The organism is Streptomyces sp. So13.3, assembly GCF_005860785.2.
Taxonomy (GTDB): Bacteria; Actinomycetota; Actinomycetes; order Streptomycetales; family Streptomycetaceae; genus Actinacidiphila; species Actinacidiphila fildesensis.
In genome coordinates this window covers 1,602,691-1,617,095 of the sequence record NZ_CP048835.1, presented here as the reverse complement: position 1 = coordinate 1,617,095, position 14,405 = coordinate 1,602,691, and the positions used below count along the sequence as shown (strand labels likewise).

12 protein-coding genes and 2 pseudogenes are annotated in these 14,405 nt (G+C 71.3%); 6 read left to right on the top strand and 8 right to left on the bottom strand.

Annotation, left to right across the window (positions count from 1 at the left end; all coding sequences use genetic code 11):
• Positions 1-35: 35 nt before the first annotated feature.
• The 3 genes and pseudogenes from C8250_RS44760 to C8250_RS07520 all read right to left on the bottom strand — a co-directional run.
• Positions 36-629: pseudogene (locus C8250_RS44760) on the bottom strand (glycoside hydrolase family 64 protein); the annotation flags it as partial.
• Between the two features lie 246 nt (positions 630-875).
• Positions 876-1,826 (bottom strand): annotated as a pseudogene (locus tag C8250_RS44755) (discoidin domain-containing protein); the annotation flags it as partial.
• Positions 1,827-2,049: 223 nt separating this feature from the next.
• Entirely contained in the window at positions 2,050-3,477 is a 1,428-nt protein-coding gene (locus tag C8250_RS07520) for an alkaline phosphatase family protein (RefSeq protein WP_138356889.1), read from the bottom strand.
• A gap of 254 nt (positions 3,478-3,731) precedes the next feature.
• Here C8250_RS07520 and C8250_RS07515 point away from each other — a divergent pair, with 254 nt between their 5' ends.
• Together C8250_RS07515 and C8250_RS07510 are read left to right on the top strand one after the other, a co-directional pair.
• Complete coding sequence (locus C8250_RS07515; protein ID WP_244809015.1) at positions 3,732-4,208, top strand: DUF5990 family protein; 477 nt, start codon at positions 3,732-3,734, stop codon at positions 4,206-4,208.
• Positions 4,209-4,238: 30 nt separating this feature from the next.
• Positions 4,239-4,451, top strand: a complete 213-nt coding sequence (locus C8250_RS07510) for a DUF4287 domain-containing protein (protein ID WP_138356891.1) — start codon at positions 4,239-4,241, stop codon at positions 4,449-4,451.
• A 40-nt stretch (positions 4,452-4,491) separates the two neighbouring features.
• On the opposite strand, the gene C8250_RS07505 is transcribed toward C8250_RS07510, so the two are convergent.
• The 5 genes from C8250_RS07505 to C8250_RS07485 form a co-directional block, all read right to left on the bottom strand.
• Positions 4,492-4,911: a TOBE domain-containing protein gene (locus C8250_RS07505; protein WP_138356892.1), complete on the bottom strand. Its 420-nt coding sequence runs from the start codon at positions 4,909-4,911 to the stop codon at positions 4,492-4,494.
• Positions 4,912-5,097: 186 nt separating this feature from the next.
• Positions 5,098-6,510, bottom strand: a complete 1,413-nt coding sequence (locus C8250_RS07500) for a pyridoxal-phosphate dependent enzyme (RefSeq protein WP_138356893.1) — start codon at positions 6,508-6,510, stop codon at positions 5,098-5,100.
• 162 nt (positions 6,511-6,672) lie between these two features.
• A complete protein-coding gene (locus tag C8250_RS07495; RefSeq protein WP_138356894.1) occupies positions 6,673-7,365 on the bottom strand; it encodes a class F sortase in 693 nt (230 codons plus the stop codon).
• 146 nt (positions 7,366-7,511) lie between these two features.
• Complete coding sequence (locus C8250_RS07490; protein ID WP_138356895.1) at positions 7,512-7,913, bottom strand: hypothetical protein; 402 nt, start codon at positions 7,911-7,913, stop codon at positions 7,512-7,514.
• A 316-nt stretch (positions 7,914-8,229) separates the two neighbouring features.
• The gene (locus tag C8250_RS07485; RefSeq protein WP_138356896.1) at positions 8,230-9,870 is read right to left on the bottom strand and encodes an FAD-dependent monooxygenase; all 1,641 of its coding nucleotides are present in this window, start codon (positions 9,868-9,870) and stop codon (positions 8,230-8,232) included.
• A 301-nt stretch (positions 9,871-10,171) separates the two neighbouring features.
• On the opposite strand from C8250_RS07485, the gene C8250_RS07480 reads away from it, so the two are divergent.
• From C8250_RS07480 to C8250_RS07465, 4 genes are read left to right on the top strand one after another with little or no spacing between them, the layout of a single operon-like run.
• Entirely contained in the window at positions 10,172-11,341 is a 1,170-nt protein-coding gene (locus C8250_RS07480) for a SchA/CurD-like domain-containing protein (RefSeq protein ID WP_138356897.1), read from the top strand.
• A 53-nt stretch (positions 11,342-11,394) separates the two neighbouring features.
• Positions 11,395-11,835, top strand: a complete 441-nt coding sequence (locus tag C8250_RS07475; RefSeq protein WP_138356898.1) for a cupin domain-containing protein — start codon at positions 11,395-11,397, stop codon at positions 11,833-11,835.
• Positions 11,832-13,100 carry a beta-ketoacyl-[acyl-carrier-protein] synthase family protein gene (locus tag C8250_RS07470; RefSeq protein ID WP_138356899.1) on the top strand — a complete coding sequence of 423 codons (1,269 nt, stop codon included), beginning with the start codon at positions 11,832-11,834 and terminating at the stop codon, positions 13,098-13,100. Before C8250_RS07475 ends, C8250_RS07470 begins: the two co-directional genes overlap by 4 nt.
• Positions 13,097-14,359 carry a beta-ketoacyl synthase N-terminal-like domain-containing protein gene (locus C8250_RS07465; RefSeq protein ID WP_138356900.1) on the top strand — a complete coding sequence of 421 codons (1,263 nt, stop codon included), beginning with the start codon at positions 13,097-13,099 and terminating at the stop codon, positions 14,357-14,359. The genes C8250_RS07470 and C8250_RS07465 overlap by 4 nt, the downstream gene beginning before the upstream one ends.
• Positions 14,360-14,405: the final 46 nt, after the last annotated feature.

Below are 14,405 nucleotides of genomic sequence, written 5' to 3'. Positions count from 1 at the left end.
GTGCGGTGACCACCGCACCCGGACACGGAGCGTGCTTACCAGCCCACCGCGACCAGCAGGTACTGCGGATTCGCGTGGGAGACGAACGAGGACTGGCCGGCGTAGTCGTCGTACGGGAACCCGTACGCCAGCTTGCTGATGCCGTGGTCGTGCCAGAACTTCGCGTAGTAGTTCGCCGGGCCCGCCTGGTAGTACAGGCTGGGGTCCGACCACTGCGACTGCGGCAGCGTGGCGACATGCCGGTTGAGCGCCGAGCACATCCCCGGGCTCTCGGACAGGGTGCCCGCGCAGCCGAAGACATCGGACGTGGGAGCGTTGACACCGACCGAGTTCGCGTAGGCGGTGTAGTAGTTGGCGTTCACCCCGCCGGCCCGGAACGTCGGGTCGCTGCCCGGCGCGATGATCCGGTACGGGGCCTGGGACTGCGCCAGCACCTTGAACTGCGCCGGCACCTCGTTGATGAACTTCTGGAAGGTGACCGACCGGTCCTCGGCGAAGGTGGCCTGGTCCTCACCCACGGACACGTCGTAACCGTCGCGGGTGTGCAGCCGCATCGCGAGCTTCAGGCCGAACGCGTCGACCCGTGTGGTGTTGCCGTTGAAGACGTTCGCTCCGACGGTGAACTCGATGAAGTCGAAGTACTGGCCGTTCGGCGTGCCGACGTAGAAGTACATCCGCCCGGCGGAGTTGACGGGCATGTCGAAGTACGGCTGATCGGCGATCGAGTGGACCTGCCCGTTGTAGCTCCAGTAGACCTGGCTGTCCGGGTACTTGCCGTTGGTCCGGTTGAGGATCTTGAGCATGACGACGTTCTGCGCGGGCGGGATGGTGCTGGTGTCGCCCCAGAACGAACCGGGGTCCGTCGGGGGAGTGGTGGGCGGGGTGCCCGGTGAACCGGAGCGCACCTGGAACTCCCACAGGGAGTAGCCGTAGGCGGTGGCGCGCGTGGTGCCGTTCATGCGGACGTAGCGGCCGGTGCCGTTGACGTCGAGGGTCTGGGTGCCACCGGTTCCGGTGGTGGCGGAGTAGACCGTGGTCCAGTTGCCCGTTCCGCTGTCGGAGACCTGGATCTGGAAGCCCTTCGCGTACGCCGCCTCCCACTGCAGGACGACCTGGCAGATCTGCTGCGACGCGCCGAGGTCGACCTGGACCCACTGCGGATCGCTGAACGCGCTGGACCAGCGGGTGCCGGTGTTGCCGTCGAACGCGGCGCTCGCCGGACTCGCGGCGTTCTCCGTGGACGACGCGGTGGCCGGACGGTTCAGCGCCGCGTTGGCGGAGCCGCAGCCGCCGGGGGTGAGGACGCCGTAGACCTGGAACTCCCACAGGGAGTAGCCGTAGGCGGTGGCGCGCGTGGTGCCGTTCATGCGGACGTAACGGCCGGTGCCGTTGACGTCGAGGGTCTGGGTGCCGCCGGTTCCGGTGGTGGTGGAGTAGACGGTGGTCCAGTTGCCGGTTCCGGTGTCGGAGACCTGGATCTGGAAGCCGCTCGCGTACGCCGCCTCCCAGGTCAGCCCGATCTGGCTGACCGAGGCGGTGGCCCCGAGGTCGACCTGGATCCACTGCGGGTCGCTGAAGGCGCTGGACCAGCGGGTGCCGGTGTTGCCGTCGACGGCGGCGCCGGCGAGGGTTCCGGCGTTCTCGGCGGAGGACGCGGTGGCCGGCTTCCCCTGCGAGAGCAGCGCGCCCGCCGCGTGGGCCGGCGGCTGCGTCACGACGAAGAGCAGGCTCGCAAGTAACGCGGTGAGCAGGGCGATGAGGACATACGGTCGGCGCTTGTCGCGGCTCAACCGATGGCGCACCAGCAAGGAACGATCGCCTGACATGGCATCTCCTGAACGGGTGGGGGTCCGTGATGGAGCCGGAAACGTCGAGAGAGCGCTCTCCCGGTGGGGTGATGTTTACAACCGCGTTTCCTCGGCGTCAAGAAGTAGCTCCATAATCGCCCCAACCCACCTGCTGACAACGAGGGTTGAACACGCGCCGAGCGCGGGGAACCTGACAGGCCGGGTTCCCCGCGCTCGGCACGGATCGCTGTGCGGGGCCGGCTCAGGTGTGCGGCCGCCGGCCCTTCTCCTGCTTCGGGAACGTCTGGTCGGCGCCGGGGAGAACCGGCTTGGGGAGGGTGGCCACTTCCTTCTTGGCCTCCTCCAGCTGCTTCGCCGTGTCGTGCGGCAGCCGCGGCGGCCGCACGGTGGCGTGGGAGAAGCGGAACGCCGAGGTCAGATCGCCGAAGGTGCGCCGCCGCCACTGTGTGACGTTCGGTGCCTCGACGCCGGTGAACCGCTCCAGGAACTGCAGTGCCGAGGTGTGGTCGAAGGCCTCGCTCGCCACCCAGCCGCCCACGGTCCAGGGCGAGACGATGATCGCCGGGACCCGGAAGCCACCGCCGATCGGCAGCCCCTGGACGAACTCGTCGACCGTGCCTGCCTTCGGCGTGGGCGGGGCCACATGGTCGAACAGGCCGTCGTTCTCGTCGTAGTTGAGGATGAACGCGGTCTTCGCCCACACCTTCGGATTGGACGCGATGGCCTCGATCTTCTGCGCCACGAAGTCGGCGCCGGCCGCCGGCAGGTAGTCCGGGTGCTCGGACTGGAAGCTCGTCGGCATGATCCAGGAGACCGTCGGCAGCCGGTCGTTGCGCGCGTCGTCCTCGAAGGTGCCCTCGGGCTGCGGGCGCATGCCGCGCTCGTAGAGGTCCTCGCCCGGCTTGGAGTCCCGGAACGTCTTGAACTGCTCCAGCATGTTGCAGCCGTAGTCGTCGTCCTGCTGGTACACCTTCCAGCTGATGCCGGCGGCCTGCAGGCGCTCCGCGTAGGTCGGCCACCGGTACGGCGTGGGCGCCTTGTTGGTGAGCACCGGGCCGCCCATCGTGCCGCCGGGGTCGATGGTGCCGGTCATCCAGTACAGGCGGTTCGGCCAGGTCGGGCCGAAGACCGAGCAGAAGTAGTTGTCGCAGATGGTGAAGGTCTCCGCGAGGGCGAACTGGAAGGGGATGTCCTTCCGCGTGTAGTAGCCCATCACGTACGGGCCGTTGACCCCGTCGGCCTTGCGGTGTGCGGGCAGCCACTGGTCCATCCTGCCGCCGTTCCAGGCGGCGTGCTGCACGGCCCAGGCGTGGCTGGTGGACGGGATGGCCTGGGCGCTGGACTTGTGGGTGTCCAGATGGAACGGCAGCAGATAGCCGTCCGGGTTGACGGTGTCGGGCTGGTAGAAGACCGAGCGCCTGTTGTCCAGCTTCAGCGCGTGCGGATCGTTGAAGCCGCGGACGCCGGAGAGGGTGCCGAAGTAGTGGTCGAAGGAGCGGTTCTCCTGCATCAGCATGACGACATGCTCGATGTCGTTCAGCGAACCGTGCCGCGGTGGTCCCGCCGCGACGGCCTTCTGCACGCTGGGCGGCAGCAGGGAGAGCGCCGCCGCGCCTCCCATCGCCCCCGCCGCCGATCCGAGGAGTCTGCGTCGCGTCAACTCGGCCATGAACATCCCTTCTCGACCTGTCGGTGCGAGCCCTGGTCGTGGACCCATCAACACCTTTGCGGGGACCGGGAGGGAGGCGAAGGGGGCAATCGGTGAACACGTGACCAACGAGCAGCGAGCACCGGGCCACGGCACGGCAGGCCGCCGCGGGAGGGCGGGAGCTCCACCGGACGTCATGTCTCCATGGGGCACCTGACGCAGAGTCATGGTGCCGGGACACGCCCATGGCCGGGCCGGCGGGGGATGATGACCGGGTGGAGATCCGTATCGAGGCCTCAGACCTGCCCGGCCGTGCCTTCGTCCTCGGCCCGGACTTCCCCGCCGCGGGCAACGTTCACATCGGCGTGCAGCGCAAGGACCGGCCGGGCGAGTGGACGGGCCTCCACCCGGGTGACGCCGCGTCGGCGAGCTGGACCCTGGAGGCCGTCGCCGTGGCGACCGCCACCGGGACGGAACTCGAAGGCCCTTACATCCAGAACCGGCTGGGCGGGCAGTTCGTCTTCCTGTCCTGGGTCACGGTGGACGCGGCGGGTGTGACCGACATGCTGCGCCGGGCGAAGCTGATGTTCGCCGACGTCCCGTCGGAGACGTTCGACGAGGCGGTGCGCGGTGGCCGGCTGACCGCGCGGCTGCGGCTGACGACCGCCGAGGGCCGGCCGCTGTGCGGGCGGGTGCGGCCGCCCCTGGTGACCTGGTCGGCAACCACCCCGCAGACGCTACGGCCCAGGTGAGTTGTCAGAACCGGATGCCACACTTTTCCCATGACTGAGACTGTGAAGGGCCCCGCCGCCTATTTCCCCTCGATCGAGCAGAAGTACGGCCGCCCGATCGCCGAATGGAAGGACCTCATCCGGTCCTCGCCGCTGACCAGGCACATGGAACTGGTCGGGTGGCTCAAGGCCGAGCACGGCATGGGCCATGGCCATGCGAACGCCCTGGTCGCGCACACCCTCGCCGAGGACAACGGTAAATAGCCCGCCGGCGCGGACTCCGCGCGGCGGGCTGTCGCCCGGATCAGACGGTGGCGAGGGAGATCTCGGTCGACTTGATGAGCGCGACCACGGAGGTGCCGGCGGTCAGGCCGAGGTCGGTGACGGCGTCCTTGGTGATGGCCGCGGTCAGTTCGCCGCCCGGGACGGTGACCTTGACGCTGGCCATCGCGCCGCCGGTGGCGACCTCGGAGATGGTGCCGGCGAGCTGGTTGCGGATGCTCAGGCCTTCGACCGGGCCGGTGGCCAGGGAGACCTCCGTCGACTTCACCAGGGTGCGGACGGCCGTACCCTCGGCGATCCCGAGCTCCTTGACGGCTTCCAGCGTGATGGCCGCGGTGATGTCCTGGCCGCCGTCCAGCCGGACCTTGACGGTCGCCATGACCTCGCCGGCGGTGACGTCGGTGACGGTGCCGGGAATCTGGTTGCGGATGCTCAGACTCATGAAGGTGCGCCTCGCAAAGTGAGTGGAATGTCGGGCTTGGCCCGTCGTGTCCCTTCACCGTAGCCACACTCCGCGCACCCGTTCCGGCACGCGTCGCAAACGCCATGCCAGTGGCGGGAACGGCCTGGCACATCCCCCACAACTGCCCGATTCCGCCGGTTCGCCACGCCGCGGCCGGGCGACCGCTCAGCCCTCCAGCGCCTTCCGGTCGACCACGCCGACCGCGCGCCCGTCGAGCAGGACGACGGCGGCCTCGTGGCAGCGTTGAGGAGTGTCGAGGCAGGCGAGCGCACTGGAGAGCGGCTGGCCGAGGCCGACGACGGGCAGCGCCGGGGCGAGGTGGTCGCGCAGCGGCTCCTCAGGACCCGCACCCGAGTCGAGTGCCCGCTGGAGTCCGGCGGCCTCGGCCGAGCCGGTGATCTCGGAGGCGGCGATACCGAACGGCCGCTCGGCGCGGGCGAGCACCACGGGCGCGACATCGGTCCGCGCGGCGCGCAGCACGGCCAGTGCCTCGCCCAGCGAGGCGGTGGAAGCGACGGTGACGAAGTTTTCGCCGTGGCCCCGGGCGTCGCCCAGGACCGTGCGCACCGTCGGTTCGGTGTCATCGCGGTGCCGGGGCTCCTCCAGGAAGCCGCGCTGCCGCAGCCAGTCGTCGCTGAGCGCCGAGGACAGATAGGAGCGGCCCGAGTCGGGCAGCAGGACGACGACCAGGTCGTCGGGGCCCAGCCGCCGTGCCACCCGTAGCGCCGCGGCCACCGCCGTCCCCGAGGAGGGGCCCACCAGCAGTCCTTCCTCACGGGCCATCCGCCGCGCCGTCAGCAACGACTCCCGGTCCGGCACCCGTTCGAACACGTCGACCACGCTCCGGTGGTACGACTCGGGCCACACGTCCTCCGAGGTCTCCGGATGGACGAAGTGGCCGATGCTCTCCACGAAGTAGGAGCTGCCGTCGCCGCCGGCGTACACCGACGCCTCCGGGTCCGCGCCGACGACGGTGACCCGTCCGTCGGATGCCTTCTTCAGGAAGGCGCCGGTGCCGCTGATGGTGCCGCCGGTGCCGACGCCCGCCACGAAGTGCGTGACCCGCCCGCCGGTCTGCTCCCAGATCTCCGGCCCGGTGGTCACCACATGGGCGTCCGGGTTGGCCGGGTTGTCGTACTGGTTCGCCAGCCAGGCGCCGGGGATCTCCTCCGCGAGCCGGCGCACGACATGGAAGAGGTGGTCCGGATGGTCCTTGGAGAGCGCGGTCGGGGCAAGCACGACCTCGGCGCCGTAGGCCCGCAGGATGTCGCTCTTCTCCGGGGCGGCCCGCTCGGACACCCCGATCACGACCCGGTAGCCGCGCTGCCGTCCGACGATGGCCAGCCCGATGCCGGTGTTCCCCGACGTCGCCTCGATGATGGTGCCGCCCGGCCGGAGCTCACCCGTACGCTCGGCCTCCCGCACCATCGACAGCGCGGCACGGTCCTTGACGCTGCCGCCGATGCTGAGGAACTCCGCCTTCGCGTAGACCGGAGTCACGATTCCCGCGCCCAGCCGCGCCAGCCGGAACAGCGGCGTCCCGCCGATCGCGTCCGTGACCGATTCGTAGACGGTCATCTCTGGAACCTCGTCCCTCTTCCGGTGGTTTCGACGCGACGGAACCACCGGGTGTGAAGGACCAGCGGCAACACCGCGGGGCCGGTGTCCGGTTCATGGACCCGCAGGGGGACGATACCGTGACCGCCCCCGGCCCTGCCCCGGGTGTGTGCCGCCGGGTGGTCAGCCCTGGCGGGAGGATTCCAGATGGGCGAAGACGACGACGTTGTCCGTGTAGTCCTTCTTCGAGTGGTCGTACGCGCCGCCGCAGGTGATGATGCGCAGCTGGGCGTTGGGGGTGTCGGCGTAGACGCGCTGGTCGGGGAAGTTGTTCTTGGAGAAGGTCTCGACGGAATCGACCTTGAACTTCGCGATGACGCCGTCGGCGCGGGTGATCTCGGCGGTGGCGCCCGGCTTGACCATGCTGAGCAGGAAGAACACCGCGGGGCCGGTCTTGGTGTCGACATGGCCGGCGACGATGGAGTTGCCGCGTTCGCCGGGGGTGGGGCCTTCCGCGTACCAGCCGGCGAGGTTGTTGTTGTCCGACGGCGGGGGATCCAGTTTGCCCGACGTGCCGATGTGCAGCGGGGTGAAGGGTGCGCTCACGCCGATGTCGGGAATCGTCAGCAGGGTCGGGCGCGAGGCGGGCAGTCCGGGGGCGGCGCTGACCGGCGGCGGGGCCGCCGCGTGCGCTGTGGCCTGCGCCACGACGGCGGCCGGGGGCGGCGCGGCCTCGGAGGCGTCGACGGAGTTGTAGATCAGGAACGCGCCGAGCAGAGCCGCGCCGGTGGCCCAGCCCAGGACTCGGGACGAGCCGTCACCGCCCGGTGCGTTCTCCGCCGCTCGGGCGCTGTGCTGTGCGGACTGCTGGGCCATTCGGTGATGCCTTTCATCAGCTCTGCGGTTCGTGGTTCTGCTGCCCGCGAGCGGGGCGGCGGGCCGGGCCCGGAACCGGCGCTGCCACCGTCATCGTGGGACGACGGTGGCAACGACGGAACGCGTGGTGCGGAACGTGCGTCGGATCAGGCCGCGAGGCCGGCGCCGGCCGAGGTGTTGCGGCGGCGCAGGACGAAGGCGCCGGCGCCGAGGCCACCGAGCAGCAGAACGGAACCGGCGGCCAGGCCACCGCCCGAGAGGGCCATGCCGCCACCGCCGGTGTGCATGCCACCGTGCGGCTTCTTGGCCTCCTGGCCCTTCCACCCTTCCTCGGACTTGGCGCCCTTCTTGGACTCCTCGCCCTTCCAGCCGTTCTCGGACTTGGCGCCCTGCTCGGACGGCGACCAGCTGTCGCTGGAGCTGGAGCTGGAGGAGCCGCTCGGGTCGTATGCGTTGTGGGCACCCGTGGCGGCATGGGCGGCGGGAGCGGCGATGGCGAGGACAGCGGAGAGGGTTGCTCCGGCCAGCAGGGTGCGAGCAGTGCGCATGGGAAGGTTCCTTCCGCCGCGACGTGCGCTGGCTGACAGGGCATCAGCCATAGGAAGCGCAGTAGCGACGTCATCACCGTCAGTCATATACCGAGGTTGTGCCACCGGAGAGAGCACAATGGGTGACGGAGTGCTCTCTTCGGGTGGTGCCGGCCGTGGGGGAGTGGGGCGGCACCGGGCTGACGGTGCCTCACCCCGACGGGGCATCAGCACCCCCGGCCCGCGGGCCGGACCACGGGGAAATGCGGCGTCACCCGGCGTGACACGGCGGAGCGGGCCGCGCGGCGTCGGCGCGGCCCGCTCCCGGTGGCAGCCGTCACCCGTTGCCGGGAACGCCGCCCAGTACCTTCTCCAGCACGTCCGTCAGCGTCCGCTCCGCGTTCGCGTCCGCGGTCCGCGACCGCCAGGCGATGAATCCGTCGGGGCGGATCAGGACCGCCCCGTCGTTCTCCGCCCCGTGCAACTGCGCCCAGTCGGCGCCCTCTTCGGGGACGAGGTCGTGATTCTCGTCCGGGCCCACCCGGAAGCAGGCCAGCGGGATGCCGGTGCGCCCGGCGACGCTCAGACCGGCCTGGTGCCAGGCGCCGCCGTCGGGACCGCTGAGCAGCACCGGGGTCCGCTCGTACAGGTCGAGGGTGGAGAGCCGGCGGCCCTCCTGGCTGAGCCACATGTGCGGGGCCCGGCCGCCCGGCTGGGCCAGCGGACGGAACTCCTCCGGGACGGCCGGCTGGTCCTGCGGGGCGCCCACCACCGCGCCGTCGAGGTAGCGGTAGCCCAGCACCACCGCGAGCATCCCGGGCTTCCGGCCGGCGCCGGGGCTGACGTCGTAACCCGGGTGACGGTGTTCCGCGGAACGGGTCGAGGCGCGGGCGCCGGTGGCCAGCGCCACCGGCCGCCGCTCGGCGTCGTACGTCTCCAGCAGCCCGGGGCCCGCCCAGCCGCGCAGCACCGCGGCGAGCTTCCAGGCGAGGTTGTGTGCGTCCTGGATGCCGGTGTTGGAGCCGAACGCCCCGGTCGGGGACATCTCGTGCGCCGAGTCCCCGGCCAGGAAGATCCGGCCGGTGCCGTAGCGCTCGGCCACCCGCTCGGCGGCATGCCACGGCGCCTTCCCGGTGACCTCCACCTCGAGGTCGGGCACCCCGACCGCGGTGCGGATCAGTGCCTCGCACCGCTGGTCGGTGAAGTCCTCCAGGGTCTCGCCGTCGTCCGGGCGCCAGGGTGCGTGGAACACCCAGTTCTCGTCGTTGTCGACGGGCAGCAGCGCGCCGGGGCTCTCGGGGTTCGTCAGGTAGCAGACGATGAAGCGCCGGTCGCCGACCGCGTCGGCCAGCCGCTTGGCCTTGAACGTGATGCTCACGTTGTGGAACAGGTCGCCGGCCCCGGTCATCCCGATGCCGAGCCGCTCGCGCACCGGGCTGCGCGGCCCGTCCGCGGCGACGAGGTAGTCCGCCCGGATCGTCCGGTCCTCACCCGTCTCACGGGACCGGACCACCGCCGTCACTCCTTCGGCGTCCTGCTCGGCGGAAATCAGCTCGGTGCCGAAGCGGATGTCGCCGCCGAGCTCGCGGGCGCTGCGCAGCAGCACCGGCTCCAGGTCGTTCTGGCTGCACAGGCACCAGCCCGACGGGCTGAACTTGGCCAGCGCCCCGCCGGGGTCGATCTGCTTGAACAGCCACTCCTGCTCCGAGCCGGTCAGTGTGTCGGCCTGCAGGATGCCGTGGTTCTCCGCCAGGACGGAGGCGGCCTCGCGGATCAGCGGTTCCACCCCCGCGGTCCGGAACAGTTCCATCGTGCGGACGTTGTTGCCCCGGCCGCGGGGGTGGTGCGAGGTCTGGGCGTGCCGTTCCACGAGCAGGTGCTCGATGCCGAGCCGGCCCAGGAACAGCGAGGCGGACAGCCCCACCAGGGAGCCACCAACGATCAGGACGGGCACGCGATCGTCGATCTTCGACGTCATGAGGTCTCCAGAGAGGGTTGTGCGGGAGCGGGTCCGCCACGGATTCGTGACGGCCGTTCGGCTGCGTTCCTCCTTTCCCTGTCGCAAGCCTGTTGACCGGGAAGTCACTCGCCCGCCTCACGTACCGTGCGCGATTCATGCCGTTATGTGAGCATCGGCCGTAGCCGAGCACGCCTGGTGCATATGCAGAGGGCAAGGCCTGCGGCAGTCGGCAGGGGTGTCGGAGTTTCCCGACCCGTCATCGAAGCCGCATTCCGTGGCGGGCGGTACGCCCGTCCCCCGACAGAGAGGAACGATCACGGTGACGACTCTGGACGACCGGCGCATAGCGGACCCCACCCTGGAGACGACGCGACTGCGCGTCGTGCTCCTGCTGGACGTCCTCGACGGCCGACAGGAGCGCTTCCTGGAGGCGTACGAGGAGATCAGGCACCAGGTGGCCGGAGTACCGGGCCACGTCAGCGACCAGCTCTGCCAGTCGCTCGGAAATTCGTCCCAATGGCTCATCACCAGCGAATGGGAGGGCAGCGAGCCCTTCCTGGCCTGGGTGGAGAGCGCGGCCCACCGCAAGATGGTCGAACCGCTGCACGGCTGCGTCCGGGACACCACGTCCCTGCGCTTCGTGATCGCCCGGGAGACCCCCGACCCGCTGGACCCCCCGGCCCGCCCGGAGCGGCGTGCGGCCCGGCCGGGCCCCGCCAAGGGGAAGGCCGCCGCCAAGCGCGCCGCCGGTACCGACCCGCTGCCGGCACCGCCGCTGTGCTCCGGCGGCGTCGTGCGCCACGCGATCACCTTCACCGTCAAGCCCAGCAGCGAACCGGCCGTGGCCAAGATCCTGGCCGGCTACCGCTCGCCGCAGGCCCGCGTCGACGACACCACGCAGCTGCGCCGCACGTCGCTCTTCATGCACGGCAACCGCGTCGTGCGGGCCGTCGAGGTGACGGGTGACCTGGGCAACGCGCTGCGGCACGTCGCCGCCCAGCCCGAGGTCAGGGCCGTCGAGGAAGCGATCAACCCGTATCTGGAGGAGGCCCGGGACCTCACCGACGGGTCGTCCGCCCGCGCCTTCTTCGCCCGCGCGGCGCTCCCCGCCGTCGAGCACGTCACCGGCTCCGCGACCGCCCCGGACGACGGCGTCACCCGCCGGGCGTACTTCTACCCGGTCAAGCCCGGCCGCGGCGAGGAGGCGGCCCGCCTGCTCGCCGAGCTGGACGCGGCCGCCGCCGCGGACCCCGGGCAGCGGCTCGTGGGCAGCACGGTCTTCCACCGTGACGACGTCCTCGTCCGTGTCGTCGACCTGGCGGACCCGCAGCGGCGCTCGCCGGCCGGCGAGCTCGCCGATGTCGTGCCCGAGGAGCTGAACCGGCTGCTCGACCTCGGCAAGCACCACGACCCGTCCGCCGCCGGTGAACTCTCGTACGGAGTCGCGGCGATGGACCTCATCACCGACCGCCGGGCGCAGGCCGCCTGAAACCCCCAGCGCGTCCGGCTCCGCAACCGGACGGCACCGACCAAGGAGCGGCCATGACACCTCAGCAGGCACGTATCGTCCACCTCGACGACACCAGCCCCAACACCCGGCGTGGCGGAGACATCCGCGCCGTCCTCACCCCGACGTCCGTGGGCTCCACGAGCGGCTTCATGGGGCTGGCGATCATCCAGCCCGGTGAGCAGATCGCGGAGCACTACCACCCGTATTCCGAGGAGTTCGTCTACGTCGTCTCGGGCGCGCTCGAAGTGGACCTGGACGGCGTCAGCCACTCGCTCCGCCCGGACCAGGGGCTGCTGGTTCCCCTCGACGTCCGGCACCGCTTCCGCAACGTGGGCACCGAAGAGGCCCGGATGGTCTTCCATCTGGGGCCGCTCGCGCCCCGGCCGGAACTGGGCCATGTGGACACCGAGGAGACCGAGCACGTCCAAGCCGGAACGATGGCTCCCCCCGACCCCGCGGGGGCGAGGACGTGACCCGGCGGGTGGCGGTCACCGGACTGGGCGTGGTCGCCCCCGGCGGCGTGGGGGTTCCTGCCTTCTGGGACCTGCTCACCGCCGGGCGTACCGCGACCCGGGGCATCACGCTGTTCGACCCCGAGGGCTTCCGCTCCAGGATCGCCGCGGAGGTCGACTTCGATGCCGCCGCCTGCGGTCTCGGCCCGGACCTCGAGAAGCGCGCCGACCGGTACGTCCAGTTCGCGCTGGTCGCCGCCCGCGAAGCGGTCCGGGACTCGGGGCTCGACATGGAGGCCCAGGACCCCTGGCGGGTCGGGGCCTCCCTCGGGTCGGCCGTCGGCGGTACCACCCGGCTCGAACACGACTACGTGAAGGTCAGCGACTCGGGTGGGCGCTGGGACGTACGGCCGGAAGGTGCCGGACCGCATCTGCACCGGGCCTTCTCGCCCAGCGCGCTCGCCTCCGAAGTGGCCGAGGACCTCGGCGCCAAGGGCCCGGTCCAGACGATCTCGACGGGCTGCACGTCAGGGCTGGACGCGGTGGGCCACGCCTTCCACGCCATCCAGGACGGCAAGGCCGACGTGATCGTCGCCGGAGCCGCGGACTCACCGATCTCCCCGATCACGGTGGCCTGCTTCGACGCGATCAAGGCGACCTCCACACGCAACGACGACCCCGCCCACGCCTCCCGTCCCTTCGACGCCGAACGCGACGGGTTCGTCCTGGGCGAGGGCGCCGCCGTGCTGCTCCTGGAGGAATGGGAGCACGCGCAGAAGCGCGGCGCCCGGATCTACTGCGAGCTGCGCGGCTTCGCCACGTTCGGCAACGCGTACCACATGACCGGTCTCACCACCGAGGGCCTGGAGATGTCCCACGCCATCGACCAGGCGCTGGACCAGGCCCGTATCGACCGGACCGAGATCGACTACGTGAACGCGCACGGCTCCGGCACCGTGCAGAACGACCGGCACGAGACGGCGGCCGTGAAGCGCTCCCTGGGCGCGCACGCGCACACCGTACCGATGAGCTCGATCAAGTCGATGGTCGGGCACTCGCTCGGCGCCATCGGGGCGATCGAACTCGCCGCCTGCGCCCTGGCGCTGACCCACGGCGTGGTGCCGCCGACCGCGAACTACGACACCCCCGACCCCGACTGCGATCTCGACTACGTGCCGAGGACCGCGCGCACCGCCCCGCTGCGGTCCGTGCTGTCGGTCGGCAGCGGCTTCGGCGGCTTCCAGTCCGCCGTGGTGCTCGGGCACGCGGAGAGGAGCCCGTCATGAAGCGAACGTCACCGGATCGGAGCACCACCGGCCGGCAGACCGTGGTGACCGGCCTCGGCGTCATCGCGCCGAACGGCGTCGGGACCGACGCCTTCTGGAAGGCCGTCCAGCAGGGCGTGTCCGTGCTCGGCCCGGTCACCCGCGAGGGCTGCACCGAGCTGCCGCTGCGGGTCGCCGGAGAGGTCGCCGGGTTCGACCCGGCCCTCCTGGTCGAAGGCCGCTATCTGGTCCAGACCGATCGCTTCACGCACTTCGCGATGGCAGCGGCCGATCTCGCCCTCGGCGACGCCCAGCTGGAGCACGACCCGCAGTCGCCCTTCGCCATCGGCGTGGTGACCGCGGCCGGCTCCGGCGGCGGCGAGTTCGGCCAGGGCGAACTGCAGCAGTTGTGGGGCCAGGGCCCGCACTTCGTCGGGCCGTACCAGTCCATCGCCTGGTTCTACGCCGCGAGCACCGGCCAGATCTCCATCCGGGGCGGCTTCCAGGGCCCCTGCGGAGTGCTCGCCAACGACGAGGCCGGTGGCCTCGACGCGTTCGGACACGCCTGCCGCACGATCCGGCGGGGCACCGACGCGGTCGTCGTCGGCGCCACCGAGGCGCCGCTGGCCCCCTACTCGGTCGTCTGCCAGCTCGGCTACCCCGAGCTCAGTCTCGCCACGGACCCGCACCGGGCCTATCTGCCGTTCACCGACGACGCCTGCGGATTCTCGCCCGCCGAAGGCGGCGCGATGTTCGTGGTCGAGGAGGAGTCCGCGGCGCGCCGCCGCGGCGCCCCGGTCCGGGCCGTGGTCGCGGGACATGCCGCCACGTTCACCGGCACCGCGGGCTGGGAGCACTCCCGGCCGGGTCTGGCGCGGGCGATCCAGGGCGCGCTGGACGAGGCGGGCTGCTCCGCCGAGGACATCGACGTGGTCTTCGCCGACGCCCTCGGCGTACCCGCGGCCGACCAGGCCGAGGCACTGGCGATCGCCGACGCCCTCGGCCCGCACGCCGCGAACGTCCCCGTCACCGCGCCGAAGACCGGCTTCGGCCGGGCGTACTCCGCGGCCTCGGCACTGGACGTCGCCACCGCGGTACTCGCCCTGGAACACGGCGTGGTGCCCCCCACCCCCAACATCACCGAGGTCCGCCACGACCTCGACCTCGTCACCGGCGAGGCCCGCGCCACCGAACTGCGCACGGCCCTCGTCCTGAGCCGCGGTCTGATGGGCTGCAACTCGGCCCTGGTGCTGCGCCGCGTTCCCGACGACCGGCGCTGACGGGAACGGCGCGCCCACCGGGCGCCGTTCCCGCGTCCCCCGACCG

What these genes read in the sequence shown, in the direction of transcription:
- C8250_RS07520 (WP_138356889.1), bottom strand. Translation starts at nt 3,477, where the DNA reads ATGGCCGAGTTGACGCGACGCAGACTCCTCGGATCGGCGGCGGGGGCG.
- C8250_RS07510 (WP_138356891.1), top strand. Translation starts at nt 4,239, where the DNA reads ATGACTGAGACTGTGAAGGGCCCCGCCGCCTATTTCCCCTCGATCGAG.
- C8250_RS07505 (WP_138356892.1), bottom strand. Translation starts at nt 4,911, where the DNA reads ATGAGTCTGAGCATCCGCAACCAGATTCCCGGCACCGTCACCGACGTC.
- C8250_RS07500 (WP_138356893.1), bottom strand. Translation starts at nt 6,510, where the DNA reads ATGACCGTCTACGAATCGGTCACGGACGCGATCGGCGGGACGCCGCTG.
- C8250_RS07495 (WP_138356894.1), bottom strand. Translation starts at nt 7,365, where the DNA reads ATGGCCCAGCAGTCCGCACAGCACAGCGCCCGAGCGGCGGAGAACGCA.
- C8250_RS07490 (WP_138356895.1), bottom strand. Translation starts at nt 7,913, where the DNA reads ATGCGCACTGCTCGCACCCTGCTGGCCGGAGCAACCCTCTCCGCTGTC.
- C8250_RS07485 (WP_138356896.1), bottom strand. Translation starts at nt 9,870, where the DNA reads ATGACGTCGAAGATCGACGATCGCGTGCCCGTCCTGATCGTTGGTGGC.
- C8250_RS07475 (WP_138356898.1), top strand. Translation starts at nt 11,395, where the DNA reads ATGACACCTCAGCAGGCACGTATCGTCCACCTCGACGACACCAGCCCC.
- C8250_RS07465 (WP_138356900.1), top strand. Translation starts at nt 13,097, where the DNA reads ATGAAGCGAACGTCACCGGATCGGAGCACCACCGGCCGGCAGACCGTG.